The organism is Sulfitobacter sp. OXR-159, assembly GCF_034377145.1.
Classification (GTDB): Bacteria; Pseudomonadota; Alphaproteobacteria; order Rhodobacterales; family Rhodobacteraceae; genus Sulfitobacter.
The window spans coordinates 1,617,271-1,637,170 of the sequence record NZ_CP139707.1 but is presented as its reverse complement, the minus strand read 5'-3'; the positions used below and the strand labels follow the sequence as shown (position 1 = coordinate 1,637,170).

The following is a 19,900-nucleotide window of genomic DNA, read 5'->3' as shown; positions in this document are numbered from 1 at the left end:
AGCCAGAGCGGGCCGCCCCTGCAATGGGAAATCCGGGGGCTAGGGCGGCGAAATTGAGCTTAGGCGAAAAGATCATGCGCCAATTCAAGTGCGTCAACCAATGTGTCGACCTCGGCGCGGGTGTTATACATGCCAAAGGACGCGCGGCAGGTGGCAGATACCCCGAGATGCGCCATCAAAGGTGCCGCGCAATGGTGCCCGGCCCGCACCGCCACGCCCTTCTTGTCGAGCACGGTTGAAATGTCATGGGCATGGGCCGCGCCATCCAAGGTGAAGCTAAAGATGGCCGCCTTATCCGGTGTCGTACCCTGAAGGTTAAGCCAGTTCAGCCCACTGAGACGGGACACGGCGTAGTCGCGCAGATCATCTTCATGGGCGGCGATATTTTCCATTCCCAGGTCCATCATGAAATCCAGCGCCACGCCCAAGCCGATGGTGGCCACAATGCCGGGGGTGCCCGCCTCGAACATCATCGGCGGGTCGTTGTAGCTCACCGCGTCTTTGCTGACTTCGCGGATCATGTCGCCGCCCCCGATGAACGGACGCATTTCGGCCATCCGCTCGGACTTGATGTAGATCGCCCCTGAGCCCGAGGGGCCATAGAGTTTGTGCCCCGTGACGGCATAGAAATCACAGCCGATGTCTTGGACATCCACCGGCATATGCACCGCCCCCTGCGAGCCATCGACCAGCACCGGAACGCCTTTTTCATGCGCCGCTGCGGTGATGGATTTCACATCAACTTTGGTCCCCAAAACATTGGAAAGATGCGATATCGCAACCAGCTTGGTCTTTGGCCCGATGGCATCGATCACCGCCTGCGGGTCCAGCGCGCCGGTGGCGTCTACGTCGACCCATTTCAGCACCACGCCCTGCCGCTCGCGCAGGAAATGCCATGGCACGATATTGGCGTGATGCTCCATCACCGACAGGACGATCTCATCACCGGCCTGCATCCGCGGCATGGCCCAGCCATAGGCCACGGTGTTGATCCCCATAGTAGCACCGGTGTTGAGCACGATCTCATCTTCTGATCCGGCATTGAGAAACCGTGCAACGGTGCCGCGCACGCTTTCATATTTGTCGGTCGCCAGATTAGAAAGGTAGTGCAAGCCACGGTGAACATTGGAGTATTCATTCGCGTAGGCTTGGGTGATCGCATCGATCACCACCTGCGGCTTCTGCGCTGATGCACCATTGTCGAGATAGACCAGCGGCTTGCCGTTCACTTCGCGGCCGAGGATCGGAAACTGCGCCCGGACAGCATCAACGTTGAACATGTTTCAAACTCCTTGGGCGGTCAGCCCGATCAAAGACAGCAGGAGGCCAAGACCCAGCAAGACCCCAAGCGCGGCCCCTGCCAGCACAGCGGCGGCATGGAAGAGCCCCGGCAGATGCAGCAGTTCGGCCACGAAATTCAGCAGGATCCAAAGACCCCAAAAAGTAACGACGAAAGAAGCCAGCAGCGCCACCGGCGGCAGAGCCATGGTCAACAGCAGGATTCCCAATTGCGCGCAGAGCCGGAGCGCCTGCAACCAGACCACGGCCGCTAGAAGCGGGGCCGTCGCGCCCTGCCCGCCCAAGGCCCGGCCGACCCAAGACAGCGCATGAACATAGAGCACCATCAAACCGGCCAGCAGCGCAAAAAGCACCAGTGGCGATTGGAAATAACTCGGCAATGCGATGGCGGGCGGCGCGATCACGAACATCGCCGAGATCAACAGCGCGTTAAGCGCCGCGACCAAAGCGAGCGATGTCCAAATCACCTCGCGGCCCAAAGGTAGGGCCGCGATCATCCGCGCTGCGGCGCGGGGGCTGCGCAATGTGGTTTGCGCGAGTTGGATCAGGGCGGCGCTGTCCATCTCAGCCCCGCTGTGCCGCAAGCAAGCCTGCGATCCAGAACCAGAAGAATACGGCCAACCAGAGCACGCCGACGATCTGCGCCTGCACGCCCGGCCCGATAAAGCCAAGCGCGAGGCCCAGCAACAACAGGATTGGCGCGGAAGCGAGCAGCGACCAAACCAAGGTCAAGCGTACCGCGTAGCCAGTGAGCCGCTGCCCCGCGATGCGGCTGATCGCCCAGACCATCGCCGCCACGCCATAGAGCAGCATCGGCATCACGAAGATCCAGAAAAACGCGCTCCAATACTGGCGCACGGCCAGCGGTCCTTCGGGGTCAAGATGCGCCGCGCGGGCTTGATAAGGGGACAGGGCCACGAAAATCAGCAGCCCCGCCATGAGCGCGAACATCAGAACGCGCACCTCGTTACGGCCCTGCGCCAACAGCCCCGACATCACTTTGCCGGGGCCGCGATAGGTCGCAACGATATCGCTGGTGACAGCCATCAGCTGCTACGACGCTCCAACCACGCGCTGAGACGCCCGTTGATCTCTTCGCGCAGACCTTCGGCTTCGATCTCTTCCACCGCTTCGGCAAGGAAGGCCAGTGTCAGAAGGTCGGTCGCCTCGGCATGAGACACGCCGCGGGCGCGGAGGTAGAACAGCGCATCTTCGTCGATCGCACCAGAGGTCGAGCCATGCGAACAGGCCACGTCATCAGCGTAGATTTCCAGCTCAGGCTTGGCGAGGAACTGGCTGTCGCCGTCCAGCAAAAGCGACTGGCTGATCTGATAGCCATCGGTCTTCTGCGCGCCTTCCTTAACGAGGATTTTGCCTTGTAACACGCCAGTCGCACCGTTGCGCAGCACCTTCTTATAGACCTGACGGCTTTCGCAATTCACCGCGTCATGGGTGATGAAAACCGTGTCGTCATGATGGAAGTCACCATCGCCGACGCAGGCACCAGCCACATGGGCCGAGGCATCATCGCCGGTGAGTTCGATCACGCATTCGTTGCGCGTCAGCGCGCCGTTCACGGTAACGGTGAAGCTCTTGAACAGCGACTCGCTGCCAAGACGGGTGAAGACATGTGTTGCAGCCCGGCGCTCATGATCGCGACCCTGTGCACGGACATGGTGGAAGCGCGCGGTGTCGGCCACTTCAACCTCCATCACGGTGTTGAAGCGCGCGGCGGCGGGGCCGTTCTCCAAAAGGGTCACTTCGGCGTCTTTTTCGAGCTTCACGACGTGGTGCAACATCGCATCCGAAGTCTCTGATTTATGGGTGTAAACCAGATTGATCGGCTTGCTCACTTGACCGGTGACATGGATCAGCACCCCGTCACTCGCGAAGGCTGTATTCAGCGCGGCCAGTGGGCGTTGAACTGGCGTCTGGCCGTTCTTTTCCAGCGCACCATAGAGGTCACGCGCCCAATGCAGATCACTGTCCGCCGCCGCGAGCCGTTCGATGCTGACGCCTTCTAGCGACAGATCGTCGGAGGCTTCGGCGTCGAATTCACCGTCGACAAAGACGATACGCAGACGGTCGGTATCGTGGAAAAGCGGTGCCTCGCCGTGATCGAAAATCGCGGCAGGCTGCGCCTCGGGTTGCGTCAGCGTGTCGGGGCGGGTGAACTTCCAATATTCATCCCGGCGTTGCGGCAAGCCCATGGCACGGAGCCGCGCCAGCGCGTCCTCGCGCGCCGCCTGGGCCCAGCCACCCTGCGGCATGCTGAGCCGTGCGATCATCGCCTCGGTCGGGGTTTCTTGCAGTTTCGCTTCGGCCATTATGCCACCTCAGCGAGAATATCTGCGTAGCCGTTGTTCTCGACCTCAAGGGCAAGCTCAGGGCCACCGGTCTTGATGATGCGACCGTCGTGCATGATGTGCACAACATCGGGTTTGATGTGGTCCAAAAGACGCTGGTAGTGGGTGATGACAAGGAAACCACGGCCTTCGGTACGCAGGGCGTTCACACCTTCGGCGACGAGTTTCATGGCGTCGACGTCAAGACCCGAGTCGGTCTCATCGAGGATGCACATCTTTGGCTCAAGCATGGCCATCTGCAAGATTTCATTGCGTTTTTTCTCACCACCCGAGAAGCCCATGTTCACAGGCCGCTTCAGCATGTCAGCGTCGATCTTCAGATCCTTCGCCTTAGCGCGGATTTCCTTGAGGAAGTCTGCCGCCGACATTTCCTCTTCGCCGCGCGCTTTGCGCTGTGCGTTCACCGCGGTGCGCAGGAAGGTCATGTTGCCGACGCCTGGAATTTCAACGGGGTATTGGAAAGCAAGGAAAAGGCCCGCCGCGGCGCGCTCTTCGGGCTCCAAGTCCAGCAGGTCTTCGCCTTCGAGCGTGGCGGAGCCTTCGGTGACCTCGTAGCCGTCCTTGCCCGAGAGCACGTAGCTCAACGTCGACTTGCCCGAGCCGTTCGGCCCCATGATGGCGTGTACTTTGCCAGCTTCGACTTCCAGATCGACGCCTTTGAGGATCTGCTTGTCCTCTTCTTCCAGTTTCACCTGCAGGTTCTTGATGCTCAGCATTTCGGTCTCCTTCTGGCGCGCCTTGCGCCGCAATTCATGCTATTTCAGTGTTATCTCAGGGGCTTGCCCCTGCGTGTTAAAGTTCATGCCGCCCCCTCATGGGCACAGAGCGCGGCGGGAAAGTGTTCGATCAGCGCCGCGCGGCAGGTAGCAATACCGTCGTGATAGACCAGCGGCGCATCGGGTTTGCGGGCCGCCGGAATATCGGCCAAGGCGATCGGCACGCGCATGTCACGGCCCACCGAGGCGGCGTAGTCGTGGAACTTGAGCCGTCCCTGCCCTTCGGGTGCGACCCAAGTGTTCGCCACGCCGTAGGCATCCGCCGTGATCAGCCCGTGGAGGGATGAGGCAAAGACATGGGCACAGGATGCGATCGCGGCGCAGACATGCTCTACCGGGTCTCGCGGATCGATCAGCACATAGGCGCTGTCGGAGGCCACGAGGTCCAGCAGTTCGGGAGCATCGGCGAGCGTATGATGCGGCACGATGCCGTTCTTGTCGCCGCGCGGTGCATCGCTTGGCAGAACCTCATTCACCAGAAGCCCGGGGTCGCCGAAAGCGTCAGTCTCTACCCCCAAAAGCGCCGCGGTCACCGGACCGCGCAGCAATGCGATCTCGATGTTTTTCAAGAACGCACGGCCCCCTGCGGGACGCAGCAGACCGCTGCCCCAGATCACCGGCTTGGCCCCGTTGCGCGGCGTGTCGAAATTGCGCCGCACGATTTGCAAAAGCGAGCCAAGGCCAAAGATATCCGCCTCGTCCACCGACGCATGGGCCACCCGCCGCCCCGAGACATGGCTCAGGATCAGCGGGCTCAGCGCATCGCCGAAATTCGGCTGCGCCTTCCACCAATGCAGGCGGAGGGGGGTATGCGCCGCAGCAAGGCTCATCAGCCGACGGAGCCTTCCAGCGAAATAGCCACCAGCGCTTGCGCTTCCATGGCGAACTCCATCGGCAGGGCTTGCAGCACGTCCTTGCAGAACCCGTTCACAACCAGCGCCACGGCCTCTTCCTCGTCCATCCCGCGCGAGCGGCAGTAGAACATTTGATCGTCGTCCACCTTGGAGGTGGTCGCCTCATGCTCGACCCGGCTGCTGTTATTCTTGACCTCGATGTAAGGCACAGTATGCGCCCCACATTCCGAGCCGATCAACAAGCTGTCACACTGGGTATAGTTGCGCGATTCCTTGGCCTTGGGGTGCATCGACACGAGGCCCCGGTAGGTGTTCTGCGCCTTGCCCGCCGAGATGCCCTTGGACACGATGCGCGACTTGGTGCGCTTGCCGAGATGGATCATCTTGGTGCCGGTGTCGGCCTGCTGCATATTGTTGGCGATGGCGATGGAGTAGAACTCGCCTTGGCTGTCGTCGCCGCGCAGGATGCAGGAGGGGTATTTCCAAGTCACGGCAGAGCCGGTCTCGACCTGTGTCCACATCACCTTGGCGCGGTCGCCGCGGCAGTCGGCGCGTTTGGTCACGAAGTTATAGATGCCACCCTTGCCGTTTTCATCGCCGGGATACCAGTTCTGAACGGTGGAGTATTTCACCTCTGCATCTTCTTCGATGATGATCTCAACGACCGCCGCGTGCAGCTGCGACTCGTCACGCTGGGGCGCGGTGCAACCTTCAAGGTAGGACACGTAAGACCCCTTGTCGGCGATGATCAGCGTTCGCTCGAACTGGCCGGTGTTTTCCGCGTTAATGCGGAAGTAGGTCGACAGTTCCATCGGGCAGCGCACGCCCGGCGGCACGTAGACAAAGGAACCATCAGAAAAGACAGCAGAGTTCAGCGTGGCGTAGAAGTTGTCCGATACGGGCACAACCGAGCCGAGGTATTTTTTCACCAGTTCGGGATGCTCGCGGATCGCTTCGGAGATCGAACAAAAGATCACGCCAGCCTTTTTCAGTTCCTCTTGGAAAGTCGTCCCGACGGAAACGGAGTCAAAGACCGCGTCGACAGCCACTTTGCGGCCCTCGGCGGGGGCATCTTCGGCCCCTTCGACACCGGCAAGGATCATCTGCTCTTTCAGCGGGATGCCCAGTTTCTTGTAGGTTTCCAGCAGCTTGGGGTCCACGTCATCAAGCGACTTGGGCTTTTCGGCCATGCTTTTCGGACGGGCGTAGTAATACTGGTCCTGAAAGTCGATCTCTGGGTAATCGACCATCGCCCAGTCGGGCTCTTTCTTGGTCAACCAACGATCATAAGCCGCAAGGCGCCATTCAAGCATCCACTCGGGCTCTTCGTTCTTTTCCGAGATCAGCCGCACGATGTCCGGCGTCAGCCCCTTGGGGGCGTATTCCATCTCAATGTCCGTGGACCAGCCGTATTTGTATTTGCCGCCGACTTCGCGCACGGCATCCACGGTTTCCTGGTCGACGCCTTCCTTGACGCCATCATTCTCTTTCAGGGTCATATTTTCCAAGGTTTCAGTTCCTTTCCGTGGCGGCGCTCAGGCGGCCCGCGTTTCGTGCTTTTTCAGTTTGGCGGTCCAGCTTGTGGCGAACCGCAGGATATCTTCCCGGGTGGTGTTCAGGCCCAGCGACACCCGGATCGCGCTGGCGGCCTGTGTTTCATCAAAGCCCATGGCGCGCAACACGGCACTGGCGCGGACCTTGCCGCTGGAACAGGCCGATCCCGCCGAAATGGCAAAACCAGCGAGGTCCATCTGCATCACCTGGGTCTCGCCCTTCCAGCCGGGCGTAATGATGCATGAGGTGTTGGGCAGGCGCGCGGCGCCTTTCCCTACAAAAATAGTCAGACTTGTGGCATCCGCAAGGGTCGCTTCCAACAAATCACGCTGTTCGGCCACCTCTTCCCACCGCCCCGCAGAGACATCTGCCGCCGCCGCTTCTGCCGCTGCGCCAAAACCTGCGATGGCGGGGATATTTTCGGTCCCTGAGCGGCGCCCCATTTCTTGCCCGCCGCCGCGCAAAAGCGCGTGTTCGGCCAAATCAATGCCGCGCTTGATGATCAACGCGCCGATCCCCTTAGGCCCGCCCAGCTTATGCGCCGAGATGAGAATGAAATCCGCCCCCGACGTGGCCATTTTGAACCGCGTTTTGCCAAGGGCCTGCACCGCATCGACCAACACATAGGGGCTGCTCTCCATCGCCCAACATTGCTGCGCCAAGGGCATGGTTTGTTGCAGCACGCCGGTTTCGCTGTTGGCGGCCTGAAGGGCAACCAGATCAGCGCCCGCCGCAGTGGCCAGATCACCGTCCCAAACGCCATGCACGTCGACGCCCAAACGATCCGCCTGCCCCCATGAGAGCACCGCGTCATGCTCCACGGCGGATGTCACCATCCGCGCGCCCATCGCCGCCGCAAGCGCCGCCGCCTCTGTTGCACCGGAGGTAAAGATCACATCGACAGGATCGCACCCCACAAGCCCCGCCACCTGCACCCGCGCGCGTTCAACCACAGCCTTGGCCGCACGGCCCTCGGCATGGACCGAGGACGGGTTGCCGGGCAGGTCCATCGCCGCGATCATCGCCGCGCGCGCCTCCGCCCGCAGCGGCGTGGTCGCGTTATGGTCGAGGTAGACCCGCATCCTTCATCCTTTTCCAAATACCGCGGGGGTCCGGGGGCAGCGCCCCCGAAATCCCACATCGCCGCCCGCGCAGGCCACAGCGGCCAAAGCGCGTCCGCTGCCCAAAACCATCCTCACGTCTCATCCACCACGGCAAAGAGGGTCGGCACCGCCGGACAGGGGGCCAGTTCGTTATCCACCACATCCGACAGGCGGGTCTGGTGCAAAAAGACATAGACATGCGCGCTCAGGCCCTGCCAAAGCCGGTTGGTCAGCGATTGCGCTCGGCTGCCCGAAAGCCCGCCCGAGGCACCTGCCCCCTTGTGCATCGCATCCACCGTCTCATCCACCGCGGCAAGCACATCGACCACGCGAATATCCGTAGCCGGACGCCCCAAACGGTAGCCCCCGCCCGGCCCCCGGACAGAGGTTACCAGCTCGGCCCGCCGCAGCTTGACGAACAACTGTTCGAGATAGGGCAAAGACACCGACTGTCGCTCGGCAATGTCACCCAGTGACACCAACGTCCCCGCAGGCTGTAGGGCAATATCGGCCAAAGCGACCATCGCGTAGCGCCCTTTGGTGGATAGCTTCATCGTCTTACCCTCACTCGCCGTGCCATTTGATTGACGTGGGCGGCTTAAATGCCTAAGTCCAAAGACTGATCCACGCGACACTGCGCGGAACCAGATTAGAACCGTTCTAAGGTGGCCTAGCGAATTCGTCAACTATTCGCGGCGATCTTTGAACCCCCAGACAGGGACACCCATGCCCGAGGTTATTTTTCCCGGACCCGAAGGCCGCCTTGAAGGCCGCTACCACCCCCAAAAAGAACGTGACGCCCCGATTGCCATCGTGCTGCATCCGCATCCGCAGTTCGGCGGCACGATGAATCACAAGGTCGTCTATAACCTGCACTATGCGTTCTACAACATGGGTTTCACCGTGTTACGCTTTAACTTCCGCGGCGTGGGCCGCAGTCAGGGTGAATACGACCAAGGCATCGGCGAATTGTCCGACGCGGCCTCGGCGCTTGATTACCTGCAATCGATGAACAACAACTCCAAACATTGCTGGGTTGCGGGTTTCTCGTTTGGTGCGTGGATCGGCATGCAACTGCTGATGCGCAGGCCAGAGATCACCGGCTTTATCTCGGTCTCGCCGCCCGCGAATATGTATGACTTTTCGTTCCTCGCGCCCTGCCCGGCCTCAGGTCTTGTCATCAACGGCACCGCCGACCGCGTGGCGCCCCCTGCTGACACGACCAATCTGGTCAACAAGCTGCATGAGCAAAAAGGCATCACAATCACTCATCAGGAGATCGAAGGCGCCGGGCACTTCTTTGAAGAGCCGCATATGGACACGCTGATCACCTCGACCAGCGACTATGTGAAACGCCGCCTGACGGAATCCACCCGCTAATGGCGGACGCGGTCGTCCTCCAACTGGCCAACAAGCTTGCCGAGGAATGTCTCGCCGTGCAGGCCGAGACCGGTGAGGAGCGGCTGTTTATCGAAGTTGGCGAGGTGCTTGGCGCCTCGTCACAAACACTTGAAGAGGCCTTTTTGACGGCCATCCGTACGCGGATGGCCAATGACAAGGCGCGCGGTTTTCTTGCCCGCAAACTGCGCGATCATCGCGGCAAGGCAGGCGCATGACCGAGCGGCTCGACCAGCAGATCGCCTTTCTGAACGAGGCCGATAAGCTCAAGACCATCCTGCGCGGCACCACTCTGTGCGATGCTAGCCGGGCGGAGAATTCTGCCGAACATTCATGGCACCTGACTCTCTACGCGCTGGTGCTGGCCGATCAGGCCGGTCCAGAGGTGGACATCAACCGCGTCATCAAGATGCTGATCCTGCACGATCTTGTTGAGATCGACGCGGGCGACAATCCGATCTTCGGCGACTATGACGCCGCTGAAATGGAAGCCCAGGAACAAATCGCCGCCGACCGCATCTTTGGCCTGCTGCCCGCCGATCTGCGGGTCGCATTGCGCAGCATCTGGGAAGAGTTCGAAGCCGCCGAGAGCCCTTCGGCCCGCTTTGCCAAATCGCTCGACCGGTTCCAGCCCCCGATGCAAAACCTCGCCTCGGGCGGGGGCAGCTGGACCGATTACAATGTGTCGGAAGCGCAAATCGAAGAGAAGGTTGGCCGTAAAATCGCCATCGGCGCCCCCGCGCTTTGGTCCTACGCCCGAGCCCGTATCAGCAGCTTTTTCGCCGGGGTCGGCGCCTGATCGCGAGCTTCGGCATACCATGGTATACGATCTTTCTCTTTGGCCCCCGATAGGCTAAAGCACGGATAAACACATCCTCAACCAAAGGAATTCGTCATGTCGAAGATTAAGGTAGAAAACCCCATCGTCGAACTCGACGGCGATGAGATGACCCGGATCATCTGGGATTTCATTAAGAAAAAGCTGATTACCCCCTATCTTGACGTTGACCTGAAGTATTACGACCTTGGCATGGAAGTGCGGGACGAGACCGACGACCAGATCACCGTCGACGCGGCCCATGCCATTCGCGAGCATGGCGTCGGCGTGAAATGCGCCACCATCACCCCCGATGAGGCGCGGGTCGAAGAGTTTGGCCTCAAGCGGATGTACCGCAGCCCCAACGGCACCATCCGCAACATTCTGGGCGGCGTCATCTTTCGCGAGCCGATCATCTGCCGCAACGTGCCGCGCCTTGTACCAGGTTGGACCCAGCCGATCGTCGTGGGTCGCCATGCCTTTGGCGACCAGTACCGCGCCACCGATTTTCGTTTTCCCGGCAAGGGCAAGCTGACGATCAAGTTCGTCGGTGACGATGGGGAGACGATCGAGAAGGAAGTCTTCGACGCGCCCTCCGCCGGTGTCACCATGGCGATGTACAACCTCGACGATTCGATTCGTGACTTTGCGCGGGCATCCTTCAACTACGGTCTGAACCGCGGCTGGCCGGTGTATCTGTCGACCAAAAACACAATCCTCAAAGCCTATGACGGACGCTTCAAGGACCTGTTCCAAGAGATCTTTGACGCAGAATTCGCCGAGGATTTCAAAAAGAAAAACATCTGGTACGAACACCGCCTGATCGACGACATGGTCGCCTCGGCGATGAAATGGTCGGGCGGCTATGTCTGGGCCTGCAAGAACTACGACGGCGACGTGCAATCCGACACCGTGGCGCAGGGCTTTGGCTCGCTCGGGCTGATGACCTCCCAGTTGATGACCCCGGATGGCAAAATCGTGGAGGCCGAAGCCGCGCATGGCACCGTGACGCGCCACTACCGCCAGCACCAGAAGGGCGAAGAGACTTCGACCAACTCCATCGCCTCGATCTACGCGTGGACGGGCGGACTGAAGCACCGCGGCAAGCTGGACGATAACACGGCGCTGATCAATTTCGCCGAGACACTTGAGAAGGTTGTCGTCGATACGGTGGAATCGGGTTTCATGACCAAAGACCTTGCGCTGCTCGTGGGGCCGGATCAGGGCTGGCTGACGACCATGGGCTTCTTGGAGAAGGTAGACGAGAACCTGAACAAGGCGTTGGCTGGCTGAGTTAACTGGATTTGCGCCGAATGCGACGGGCCGCAGCGATGCGGCCCTTTTCTATTTTTGCGATCGCGCTTGCCACCCGGCCCGGAACCAAGCCGCATGCGCCGCGCCATCGCCTGCCCGCCCGTCACGCCGGAGGCGTGCCGCTATATATGGGCGCACATATGGTGCGACCGGGTAGGCGATTTGGCAAGGCTGGGTGCGACCACGCGGAAGCACATCACCGCTGAGCAATAAAGTGGCACGAGGCACCATCTGATCGCCGACCCACGGGCAGGCGTTGGCTCTCAGCCCCCTACTGCCCCCGGTTGTGCGTCCGGGCATAAAGCTTGGCGATAATCCCGCTCGCTGTCTTCTCGAACAGGCAGGGGATCAGCGCATGCACCAGCGCCGCACCCGCCGCCGCGAACAGCAGGCCCGAGAACTTAAGCGCGAAGGCCATATGCTCGAAAAACGTCTCCTCCACCTTTGCGGGGTGGTCGAGAAAAATGCGTGCGATCATGGGAATCTCCTGTCTTTACCTTTGCAGCACCTTAACCCAACCCCTTTGTGACGTTTTCTCAAATCCCACCCCGCAACCCCTTGCCGCTGAGAGGATTTCCCACCAAACTCCCACAATGACGACACTTGATGACATTGACCGCCGCATATTGGTCGAACTGCAACGCGACGCCAGCCAATCGCTCGAAGCGCTTGGGTCCGCTGTCCACCTTTCGCGCAACGCCTGCTGGCGCCGCATCCGCACGCTCGAGAAGGCAGGCGTGATCAAAAACCGCGTCACGCTCTTGGACGCCGCGAAACTTGACCTCGGCCTCAGCGTCTTCATTCAGGTGCGCACCAACGCCCATGCGCCCGATTGGTTGGACAAGTTCTCCAAGGCCACACAGGCCATGCCCGAAATTCTCGGCGTCTACCGGATGACCGGTGATCTGGACTATTTGATCCGGGCGCGGGTTCGGGATATGGCGGGGTATGATCGCCTTTATCAGGACCTGATCCGCCGGGTGCCGCTGTCGGATGTTTCGGCCAGTTTCGTGATGGAGGAAATCAAAGAAACCACCGAACTCCCTCTTTGAAGAAGGCGCGCCCCCATGCATTATCTGTGGCTCATCATCGCCGTGGTGGCGGAAACCCTTGGCACGACCGCCGTGCAGGCCTCGCATCAATTCACCCGGCTTTGGCCTTCGGTGGCGGTGGTGGTTTTCTACATGGTCTCTTTTTACTGCATGTCGCTAGCGCTGAAGGTCATGCCCGTCGGTATCGTCTATGCCTTTTGGGCGGGCCTCGGGATCGTGCTGATCGCGCTGATCGGCTTCGTGCTTTTCGGCCAACGGCTAGACCTGCCTGCTGTCCTTGGCCTTTTGCTGATCATTAGCGGCATTTTGGTCATCCATCTCTTCTCGAACAGCGCCACCCATTAAGGCCGTGGCGGCGGCACAGGTTCGCGCAGTAAGGGGTGCGTCACGGCATTAGGGCTAGCAATTGTAGCCAGAGCGCGGTATGGGCGGCGCAATTATACGCGCAGCTTCAGGTTGGCGCGTCCCTCCCCTATCCAAAGGCTAACTTAATGGACCTGCGCAACATCGCAATCATCGCTCACGTCGACCACGGCAAAACGACGCTGGTGGACGAGCTTCTGAAACAATCCGGCACCTATCGCGAAAACCAGGCGACCACCGAACGCGCCATGGACAGCAACGATCTTGAGCGCGAGCGCGGCATCACCATTTTCGCCAAGCCGACCTCGGTCGTCTGGAACAACACCCGCATCAACATCGTCGACACCCCCGGCCACGCCGACTTTGGCGGCGAAGTCGAGCGTATTCTGTCGATGGTCGACGGTGTGGTCCTGCTGGTGGATGCCGCCGAAGGCCCAATGCCGCAGACCAAATTTGTGACCTCCAAGGCGCTGAAGCTGGGCCTGCGCCCGATCGTCGTGCTGAACAAGGTCGACAAGCCAGATGCCGAGCCTGACCGTGCGCTCGACGAGTGCTTCGACCTTTTCGCTAGCTTGGATGCCACAGACGAGCAGCTTGAATTCCCGCATATGTATGCCTCGGGCCGTTCCGGCTGGGCGGATGCCGAACTCGACGGGCCGCGCAAAGACCTGAACGCGCTCTTTGATCTGATCCTTGAGCATGTCCCTGCCCCCAAGCAGATCGAGAATGCCGATAAGCCCTTCACCATGCTGGCCACCACGCTTGGCGGTGACCCTTTCCTGGGCCGTCTGCTGACCGGCCGTGTGGAAACCGGCACGTTGAAAGCTGGCCAGACACTCAAAGCCATGTCGCGTGATGGCACCCTGATCGAGAACTTCCGCTGCACCAAAATCCTCGCCTTCCGCGGGCTGGAGCAGACCGCCATCGACGTGGCCGAAGCCGGTGACATCGTCTCTATCGCGGGCATGACCAAGGCGACCGTGGCCGACACGCTGGCCGATGCCTCGGTGAACGAAGCGATCCCCGCCCAGCCGATCGACCCGCCGACCATCACAGTGACCTTTGGCATCAACGACAGCCCACTGGCAGGCCGTGACGGCAAAAAAGTGCAGTCGCGCGTGATCCGTGAGCGCCTGATGAAGGAAGCCGAATCCAACGTCGCGATCAAAATCTCCGACACACCGGGCGGCGACGCTTTCGAAGTGGCCGGTCGTGGCGAATTGCAGATGGGCGTTCTGATCGAAAACATGCGCCGCGAAGGTTTTGAGCTTTCGATCTCTCGCCCGCAGGTTCTCTTCCAAGAGATCGACGGCGTCCGCCATGAGCCCATCGAAGAAGCCACCATCGACGTGGATGACGAATACTCCGGCGCGGTCATCGAAAAGATCACCGGCACCCGCAAGGGTGAACTGGTCGAGATGAAACCAGCCGGTGCGGGCAAGACCCGCATCATCGCCCATGTCCCCTCGCGCGGGCTGATCGGCTACCACGGCGAATTCCTGACCGACACGCGCGGCACGGGCGTCATCAACCGCGTCTTCCACTCTTGGGCACCGCACAAAGGCACGATTCCGGGCCGTCGCGCGGGCGTTCTGATCTCCATGGAAAACGGCTCCTCGGTCGCTTTCGCCCTGTGGAACCTCGAAGAGCGTGGCAAGATGATGATCGGCGCACAGGCTGACGTTTACACCGGCATGATCATCGGTGAGCACAGCCGCGAAAACGATCTTGAAGTGAACCCACTGAAGGGCAAAAAGCTGACCAACGTGCGCGCCTCGGGCACCGACGAAGCGGTACGTTTGACCACGCCGATGACGCTGAGCCTTGAAGAAGCCATCGCCTATATCGACGACGATGAGCTTGTTGAAGTGACACCGAACGCGGTCCGCCTGCGCAAGCGTTACCTCGACCCGCATGAGCGCAAGCGCATGGCGAAAGCCAGCTAAGCCACGACTTTTACAAAATAAAAACGGCAGCGCATCCCAGGATGCGCTGCCGTTTTCACATCTGACGCCGGAAAAGCCGCAGGCCTTACCGATCGCTTTCCTCTTTGTCGATATGCCCGCGTTTCGCCAGACTAAGCGCGGCCAACAGGCAAAGGATGGCCCAGGCACCACCCCCAAGCCAGCCTGCCGCCACATCCGTCGGCCAATGCACCCCCATATAGACACGGCTGACCCCAACGAGCAGCGTGAGCAAGACGGCCACCGCCAGCGTATAGACCTTGAGCGCGCGGCGCGTCTGCGCCCGCGCCACCATCGCCCCTAGCGTGAGGTAAGCGACAGCCGCCATCATCGAATGCCCCGAAGGAAAGCTCGCCGTGTGGACCAATGACCCATGCGGAACAAGGTCCGGGCGCGGCCGGTCGAAGAACTCCTTGGCGATACTGCTCAAGACGATCCCCCCGCCAACAGTCGCAAAGATGTAGAGCGCGGTAGACCACCGTCGTTGCAGCAAGAAAAAGAGCGAGACCACAACGGTCGTTAGCACCAAAACTGCAACACCGCCCAAAGCTGTCAAATCACGGCCGATCTCTTCCACCCACCACGGGCCAATGGGATCCGACAGATCGCCCGGCGTGCGCAGGAACAATAGGATGTCACGGTCAAGATTGCTGGTGCTGCCTGCCACGACCTCTTCGGTGAGTTCGGCCAAGGTCCAAACGGCGATGACGGAAAGGCCCATGAGGGCCAAAGTGGTCACCTCCACGTGGCGGCGGCACCATTGGGCGAAAGCGGATAGTCGGTTGAGGTTCATATGGGTCAACCGCCTTTCGGGGCGAAGGTTCCCCCATCAACGCAAGACGCCCCACCTACTATTCAGGCGGGGCGCTTTACAATCATTCCTCGGTTTCGACGATCATCAATTCGCGTTCGGACGCGCCGCGCGCATGGCTCAACGCAGCTTGATAAGCATCGGAATGGTAACATTTTTCCGCTGTTTCAACATCGGGGAAACGCGCCACGACATTGCGCGGCCGTTCCTTGCCCTCAAGCTGAACGAAACGCCCGCCCCGCGCGATGAACTTGCCACCATGCGCTGCAATGGCCTCTGTGGCGCCGGCGGCGTATTTCTTATATGCCTCTTCGTCGGTGACGGTGACATGTGCAATCCAGAGTGCGCCCATGGGCCTTATCCTTTCAAGATGTTTTCAGCCGCGGCAATCGCCGCTTCTGCATTCTCTGCCGAGGCACCACCGCCCTGAGCCATGTCGGGCCGACCACCGCCGCCCTTACCGCCCAATTCGGCCACCGCCGCTTTGACCATGTCGACTGCCGAAACGCGATCTGTCAAATCCTGTGTCACGCCGCCCGCGACTGCAGCCTTGCCCCCGGTATCGGCGATCAGCAGCACCGCGCCAGAGCCCAGCTTGGCTTTATGCTCGTCCACCAGACCGGGTAGGTCTTTGCCTGTGATACCGCTGAGGACTTGGCCAATGAATTTGACGCCATTCACCTCACGCGCTTCGGGTGCGGCCGCACCGCCGCCCGACATCGCCAATTCGCGCCGCAGCTGCGCCACTTCGTTGGACAGGCTCCGGCGTTCGTCAAGCAGGGCGCGCACCCGTTCGGGCACGTCGCTGGTCGCTGTTTTCAACTCTGCCGCAACCCGGCTCAGCGCCGCTTCTTGCTCCCGCAGCCAAGCCAGAGCTTCGGTCCCGGTCAGCGCCTCGATCCGGCGCACCCCCGCGCTGCTGGCACTGTCCCCCAGCAGAACAAAAGCGCCAATATCCCCAGTCTGACGCACATGGGTACCGCCGCAAAGCTCAAGCGAATAGGTCGATTTGTCGCTTCCCTTGCCGGAACCTTCCAATTGACCCATCGAGACGACACGCACCTCATCACCATATTTCTCACCAAAAAGCGCCTGCGCCCCCATGGCCCGCGCGTCATCCGGCGTCATGATCCGCGTCTCCACCGGCGTGTTCTGGCGGATATAGTCATTCACCTCGCGCTCGACTTGGGTCAGTTCCTCCTGTGTCAGCCCTTTGGCATGCGAGAAATCAAACCGCAGACGGTCATGCGCGTTAAGCGAACCACGCTGCGACACATGATCCCCAAGCGCATTGCGCAGGGCCTCATGCAGCAAGTGCGTGGCCGAATGGTTGGCCCGGATGGCACTGCGCCGCAAACGATCAACCTCAAGAACACCCGTTTGACCCGGTTTCACCTCGCCTTCGACCACATGGCCGAAATGCACAAAGACACCTGCAGATTTGCGTGTGTCGGTCACATTCACGATACCGGTTTGCGTGCGGATCACCCCGGTGTCGCCGACCTGCCCGCCGCTTTCCGCATAATACGGCGTCTGATTCAGCGCGACCTGCACATCACTGCCCACAGCGGCAGCATCCACCTGATCACTGCCTTGCACCAAGGCCACGATCTGCCCTTCGGCGCTTTCGGTGTCATAGCCCAAAAACTCGGTCACGCCGCTTTTGTCGGCCACGTCAAACCAGACGGTGGCATCCGCAGCCTCACCCGACCCAGCCCAAGCCGCGCGAGCTTTCGCTTTCTGCGCCGCCATTGCGGTGTCGAACCCGTCGGTATCCACCGCGCGCCCTTTTTCGCGCAGCGCATCCTGCGTTAGATCAAGCGGGAAACCGTAGGTATCATAAAGCTTAAACGCCGCCTCCCCCGGCAGTGTGGCCCCCTCGGGCAAACCGCTCAATTCATCATCCAGCAGCTTTAAACCGCGATCAAGCGTCTGGCGGAAACGGGTTTCCTCCAGCAACAACGTCTCACGGATGAGCGATTGTGCCTGACCCAATTCGGGGTAAGCCGCGCCCATCTGCTGCACCAATGATGGTACCAGTTGATGCATTAAAGGGTCCTTAACGCCGAGCAAATGCGCGTGGCGCATCGCCCGTCGCATAATCCGACGTAGCACATAGCCCCGGCCCTCGTTCGAAGGCATCACCCCATCCGCAATCAGGAAAGAGGTCGACCGCAAATGGTCGGCAATCACCCGGTGATGGGTCTTGCCCGGCCCGTCGGGATCGGTCGAAGACGCATGTGCGCTGGCCTCAATCAGGTTGCGCATCAAGTCCGTGGCATAGTTGTCATTCGTGCCTTGCAACAGCGCCGCCACCCGCTCGATCCCCATGCCGGTATCGATCGACTGGTTGGGCAGCGGCTGGCGCGTACCATCCTCGAACTGCTCGTATTGCATGAAAACGAGGTTCCAGATCTCAACGAAACGGTCCCCGTCTTCTTCGGGCGATCCCGGAGGGCCACCCCAGATGTGGTCACCGTGATCGTAGAAAATCTCGGTACAGGGCCCGCAGGGGCCCGTTGGACCAGCGGACCAGAAGTTATCATCCGTCGCGATGCGTATGATGCGTTCATCCGGCAGGCCAGTGTGCGCCTTCCAAATTTTAACCGCTTCTTCATCCGTGTGGTACACCGTGACCAAAAGCCGGTTCGGATCAATGCCGAACTCTTTGGTCAGCAGGTCCCAAGCAAAGGGGATCGCCTCGGCCTTAAAGTAGTCGCCAAAGCTGAAGTTGCCCAGCATCTCGAAAAACGTGTGGTGCCGCACGGTATAGCCCACGTTGTCGAGGTCATTGTGCTTGCCGCCCGCCCGCACACATTTCTGTGCCGACGTGGCGCGGCTGTAATCGCGTGTTTCCACCCCGGTAAAAAGGTTCTTGAACTGCACCATACCGGCAGCGGTGAACATCAGTGTCGGGTCGTTGCGCGGCACCAGGGGGCTAGAGGGCACGATCTGATGCCCCTGCGCATCGAAATAATTCAGAAAAGTTGAGCGAATTTCATTCAGCGTCTTCATGGGCGAGGCCTTCCGGGGCAGATTTGATCGATCCCAAATACCCCTCAGCCCCGGCGCTGTCCACCGTTCCTGCCCACGAAAAAGGGGCGCAGCCCATGGCCACGCCCCCGTTGCAGCATCTTAATACCCAAAGCGCATTTACGCTTCGAGAATATCCGCGTCATCGCCGCCGGACCCTTCGAAGTCCAATCCATGGGCTGCGCGGATCTTATCCTCAATCTCCGACGCCATGGCGGTGTTTTGCTTTAGGAAGGTTTTCGCGTTCTCGCGCCCTTGCCCGATCCGCTCATCCCCATAGCTGAACCATGATCCTGATTTATCGACCACGCCAGCTTTTACGCCAAGATCAAGCAACTCGCCCATCTTGGAGATGCCTTCGCCATACATGATGTCGAACTCGACTTGCTTGAACGGCGGCGCGACTTTGTTTTTGACGATCTTGACCTTTGTCGCGTTGCCGACAACCTCATCACGGTCTTTCAGCGCGCCGATGCGGCGGATGTCGAGCCGGACAGAGGAGTAGAATTTCAGCGCGTTACCGCCCGTTGTCGTCTCGGGTGACCCGAACATGACGCCGATCTTCATCCGAATTTGGTTAATGAAAATGACCATACAGTTCGACCGGCTGATCGAGCCCGTCAGCTTACGCATGGCTTGAGACATCAAACGGGCCTGAACCCCTACGCTGCTGTCGCCCATCTCACCTTCAAGCTCGGACTTCGGCGTCAGAGCCGCGACTGAGTCGACGATAACCATGTTGACGGCGCCAGATCGCACAAGAGTGTCAGTGATTTCCAAGGCTTGTTCGCCCGTGTCGGGCTGCGAAATAAGCAGCTCGTCAATGTCCACGCCAAGCTTTTTCGCATACTGCGGATCAAGCGCGTGTTCCGCATCGACAAAGGCGCAGACGCCGCCAGCTTTCTGCTGTTCCGCGACGCAGTGCAGGGTCAAAGTTGTCTTACCCGAGGATTCCGGGCCATAAATTTCAATGATACGCCCCATCGGCAGACCGCCAATGCCAAGCGCGATATCAAGGCCCAGCGAGCCTGTGGAACTGGCTTTGATGTCCTGGATCGCCCCTTCGGCGCCCAGCTTCATGATCGACCCTTTGCCGAACTGACGTTCGATCTGGGCCAGCGCGCTGTCGAGCGCCTTTTGCTTTTCTGCGGTTTTCTTGCTGTCCATTGTCAAAAGATCTGCCGTTGCCATTAGGT

Annotated in this window: 21 protein-coding genes; 7 read left to right on the top strand and 14 right to left on the bottom strand. The window is 60.3% G+C overall.

What is annotated here, in order from left to right:
- Nucleotides 1-59 precede the first annotated feature (59 nt).
- From T8A63_RS08400 to T8A63_RS08360, 9 genes are all read right to left on the bottom strand, one after another.
- Nucleotides 60-1,280 carry a cysteine desulfurase gene (locus tag T8A63_RS08400; protein ID WP_322345505.1) on the bottom strand — a complete coding sequence of 407 codons (1,221 nt, stop codon included), beginning with the start codon at nt 1,278-1,280 and terminating at the stop codon, nt 60-62.
- Between the two features lie 3 nt (nt 1,281-1,283).
- Nucleotides 1,284-1,862: a YIP1 family protein gene (locus tag T8A63_RS08395; protein WP_322345504.1), complete on the bottom strand. Its 579-nt coding sequence runs from the start codon at nt 1,860-1,862 to the stop codon at nt 1,284-1,286.
- Between the two features lies 1 nt (nt 1,863).
- Nucleotides 1,864-2,346, bottom strand: a complete 483-nt coding sequence (locus tag T8A63_RS08390) for a YIP1 family protein (protein WP_322345503.1) — start codon at nt 2,344-2,346, stop codon at nt 1,864-1,866.
- Nucleotides 2,346-3,626, bottom strand: coding sequence for a SufB/SufD family protein (locus T8A63_RS08385; RefSeq protein WP_322345502.1), 1,281 nt, complete (start codon nt 3,624-3,626; stop codon nt 2,346-2,348). Before T8A63_RS08385 ends, T8A63_RS08390 begins: the two co-directional genes overlap by 1 nt.
- Nucleotides 3,626-4,381 carry a Fe-S cluster assembly ATPase SufC gene (gene sufC, locus T8A63_RS08380; protein WP_067625310.1) on the bottom strand — a complete coding sequence of 252 codons (756 nt, stop codon included), beginning with the start codon at nt 4,379-4,381 and terminating at the stop codon, nt 3,626-3,628. The genes T8A63_RS08385 and sufC overlap by 1 nt, the downstream gene beginning before the upstream one ends.
- 83 nt (nt 4,382-4,464) lie before the next feature.
- A complete protein-coding gene (locus tag T8A63_RS08375) occupies nt 4,465-5,271 on the bottom strand; it encodes a polysaccharide pyruvyl transferase family protein (RefSeq protein WP_322345501.1) in 807 nt (268 codons plus the stop codon).
- Nucleotides 5,271-6,794 carry a Fe-S cluster assembly protein SufB gene (gene sufB, locus T8A63_RS08370; RefSeq protein ID WP_067942269.1) on the bottom strand — a complete coding sequence of 508 codons (1,524 nt, stop codon included), beginning with the start codon at nt 6,792-6,794 and terminating at the stop codon, nt 5,271-5,273. Before sufB ends, T8A63_RS08375 begins: the two co-directional genes overlap by 1 nt.
- Before the next feature lie 36 nt (nt 6,795-6,830).
- Entirely contained in the window at nt 6,831-7,931 is a 1,101-nt protein-coding gene (locus tag T8A63_RS08365) for a cysteine desulfurase family protein (RefSeq protein ID WP_322345500.1), read from the bottom strand.
- 113 nt (nt 7,932-8,044) lie between these two features.
- Entirely contained in the window at nt 8,045-8,506 is a 462-nt protein-coding gene (locus T8A63_RS08360) for an Rrf2 family transcriptional regulator (protein ID WP_067930525.1), read from the bottom strand.
- Nucleotides 8,507-8,678: 172 nt separating this feature from the next.
- Between T8A63_RS08360 and T8A63_RS08355 the strand changes: the two genes are divergently transcribed.
- The 4 genes from T8A63_RS08355 (at nt 8,679) to T8A63_RS08340 (ending at nt 11,460) form a co-directional block, all read left to right on the top strand.
- Nucleotides 8,679-9,332 (top strand): alpha/beta hydrolase, encoded by a 654-nt coding sequence (locus tag T8A63_RS08355; protein ID WP_067626833.1) that lies wholly within the window; start codon nt 8,679-8,681, stop codon nt 9,330-9,332.
- Entirely contained in the window at nt 9,332-9,568 is a 237-nt protein-coding gene (locus T8A63_RS08350) for a hypothetical protein (RefSeq protein ID WP_120351137.1), read from the top strand. Before T8A63_RS08355 ends, T8A63_RS08350 begins: the two co-directional genes overlap by 1 nt.
- Nucleotides 9,565-10,149: an HD domain-containing protein gene (locus T8A63_RS08345; RefSeq protein WP_067626837.1), complete on the top strand. Its 585-nt coding sequence runs from the start codon at nt 9,565-9,567 to the stop codon at nt 10,147-10,149. The genes T8A63_RS08350 and T8A63_RS08345 overlap by 4 nt, the downstream gene beginning before the upstream one ends.
- Before the next feature lie 96 nt (nt 10,150-10,245).
- Nucleotides 10,246-11,460: an NADP-dependent isocitrate dehydrogenase gene (locus T8A63_RS08340; protein ID WP_322345499.1), complete on the top strand. Its 1,215-nt coding sequence runs from the start codon at nt 10,246-10,248 to the stop codon at nt 11,458-11,460.
- Between the two features lie 292 nt (nt 11,461-11,752).
- On the opposite strand, the gene T8A63_RS08335 is transcribed toward T8A63_RS08340, so the two are convergent.
- A complete protein-coding gene (locus T8A63_RS08335; RefSeq protein ID WP_120351138.1) occupies nt 11,753-11,959 on the bottom strand; it encodes a DUF6356 family protein in 207 nt (68 codons plus the stop codon).
- A gap of 115 nt (nt 11,960-12,074) precedes the next feature.
- Between T8A63_RS08335 and T8A63_RS08330 the strand changes: the two genes are divergently transcribed.
- From T8A63_RS08330 to typA, 3 genes are all read left to right on the top strand, one after another.
- A complete protein-coding gene (locus tag T8A63_RS08330) occupies nt 12,075-12,533 on the top strand; it encodes an Lrp/AsnC family transcriptional regulator (protein ID WP_132443344.1) in 459 nt (152 codons plus the stop codon).
- A 15-nt stretch (nt 12,534-12,548) separates the two neighbouring features.
- On the top strand, nt 12,549-12,878 hold the full coding sequence (locus T8A63_RS08325; RefSeq protein WP_322345498.1) for a DMT family transporter: 330 nt from the start codon (nt 12,549-12,551) through the stop codon (nt 12,876-12,878).
- 146 nt (nt 12,879-13,024) lie between these two features.
- Nucleotides 13,025-14,842: a translational GTPase TypA gene (gene typA, locus T8A63_RS08320; protein WP_067931183.1), complete on the top strand. Its 1,818-nt coding sequence runs from the start codon at nt 13,025-13,027 to the stop codon at nt 14,840-14,842.
- Between the two features lie 85 nt (nt 14,843-14,927).
- On the opposite strand, the gene T8A63_RS08315 is transcribed toward typA, so the two are convergent.
- From T8A63_RS08315 to recA, 4 genes are all read right to left on the bottom strand, one after another.
- Complete coding sequence (locus T8A63_RS08315; RefSeq protein ID WP_067942259.1) at nt 14,928-15,653, bottom strand: phosphatase PAP2 family protein; 726 nt, start codon at nt 15,651-15,653, stop codon at nt 14,928-14,930.
- A gap of 82 nt (nt 15,654-15,735) precedes the next feature.
- On the bottom strand, nt 15,736-16,023 hold the full coding sequence (locus tag T8A63_RS08310; protein ID WP_067261798.1) for a DUF1330 domain-containing protein: 288 nt from the start codon (nt 16,021-16,023) through the stop codon (nt 15,736-15,738).
- A gap of 5 nt (nt 16,024-16,028) precedes the next feature.
- A complete protein-coding gene (gene alaS / locus T8A63_RS08305) occupies nt 16,029-18,686 on the bottom strand; it encodes an alanine--tRNA ligase (protein ID WP_322345497.1) in 2,658 nt (885 codons plus the stop codon).
- Nucleotides 18,687-18,824: 138 nt separating this feature from the next.
- Nucleotides 18,825-19,895: a recombinase RecA gene (gene recA / locus T8A63_RS08300; protein ID WP_067627237.1), complete on the bottom strand. Its 1,071-nt coding sequence runs from the start codon at nt 19,893-19,895 to the stop codon at nt 18,825-18,827.
- Nucleotides 19,896-19,900 lie beyond the last annotated feature (5 nt).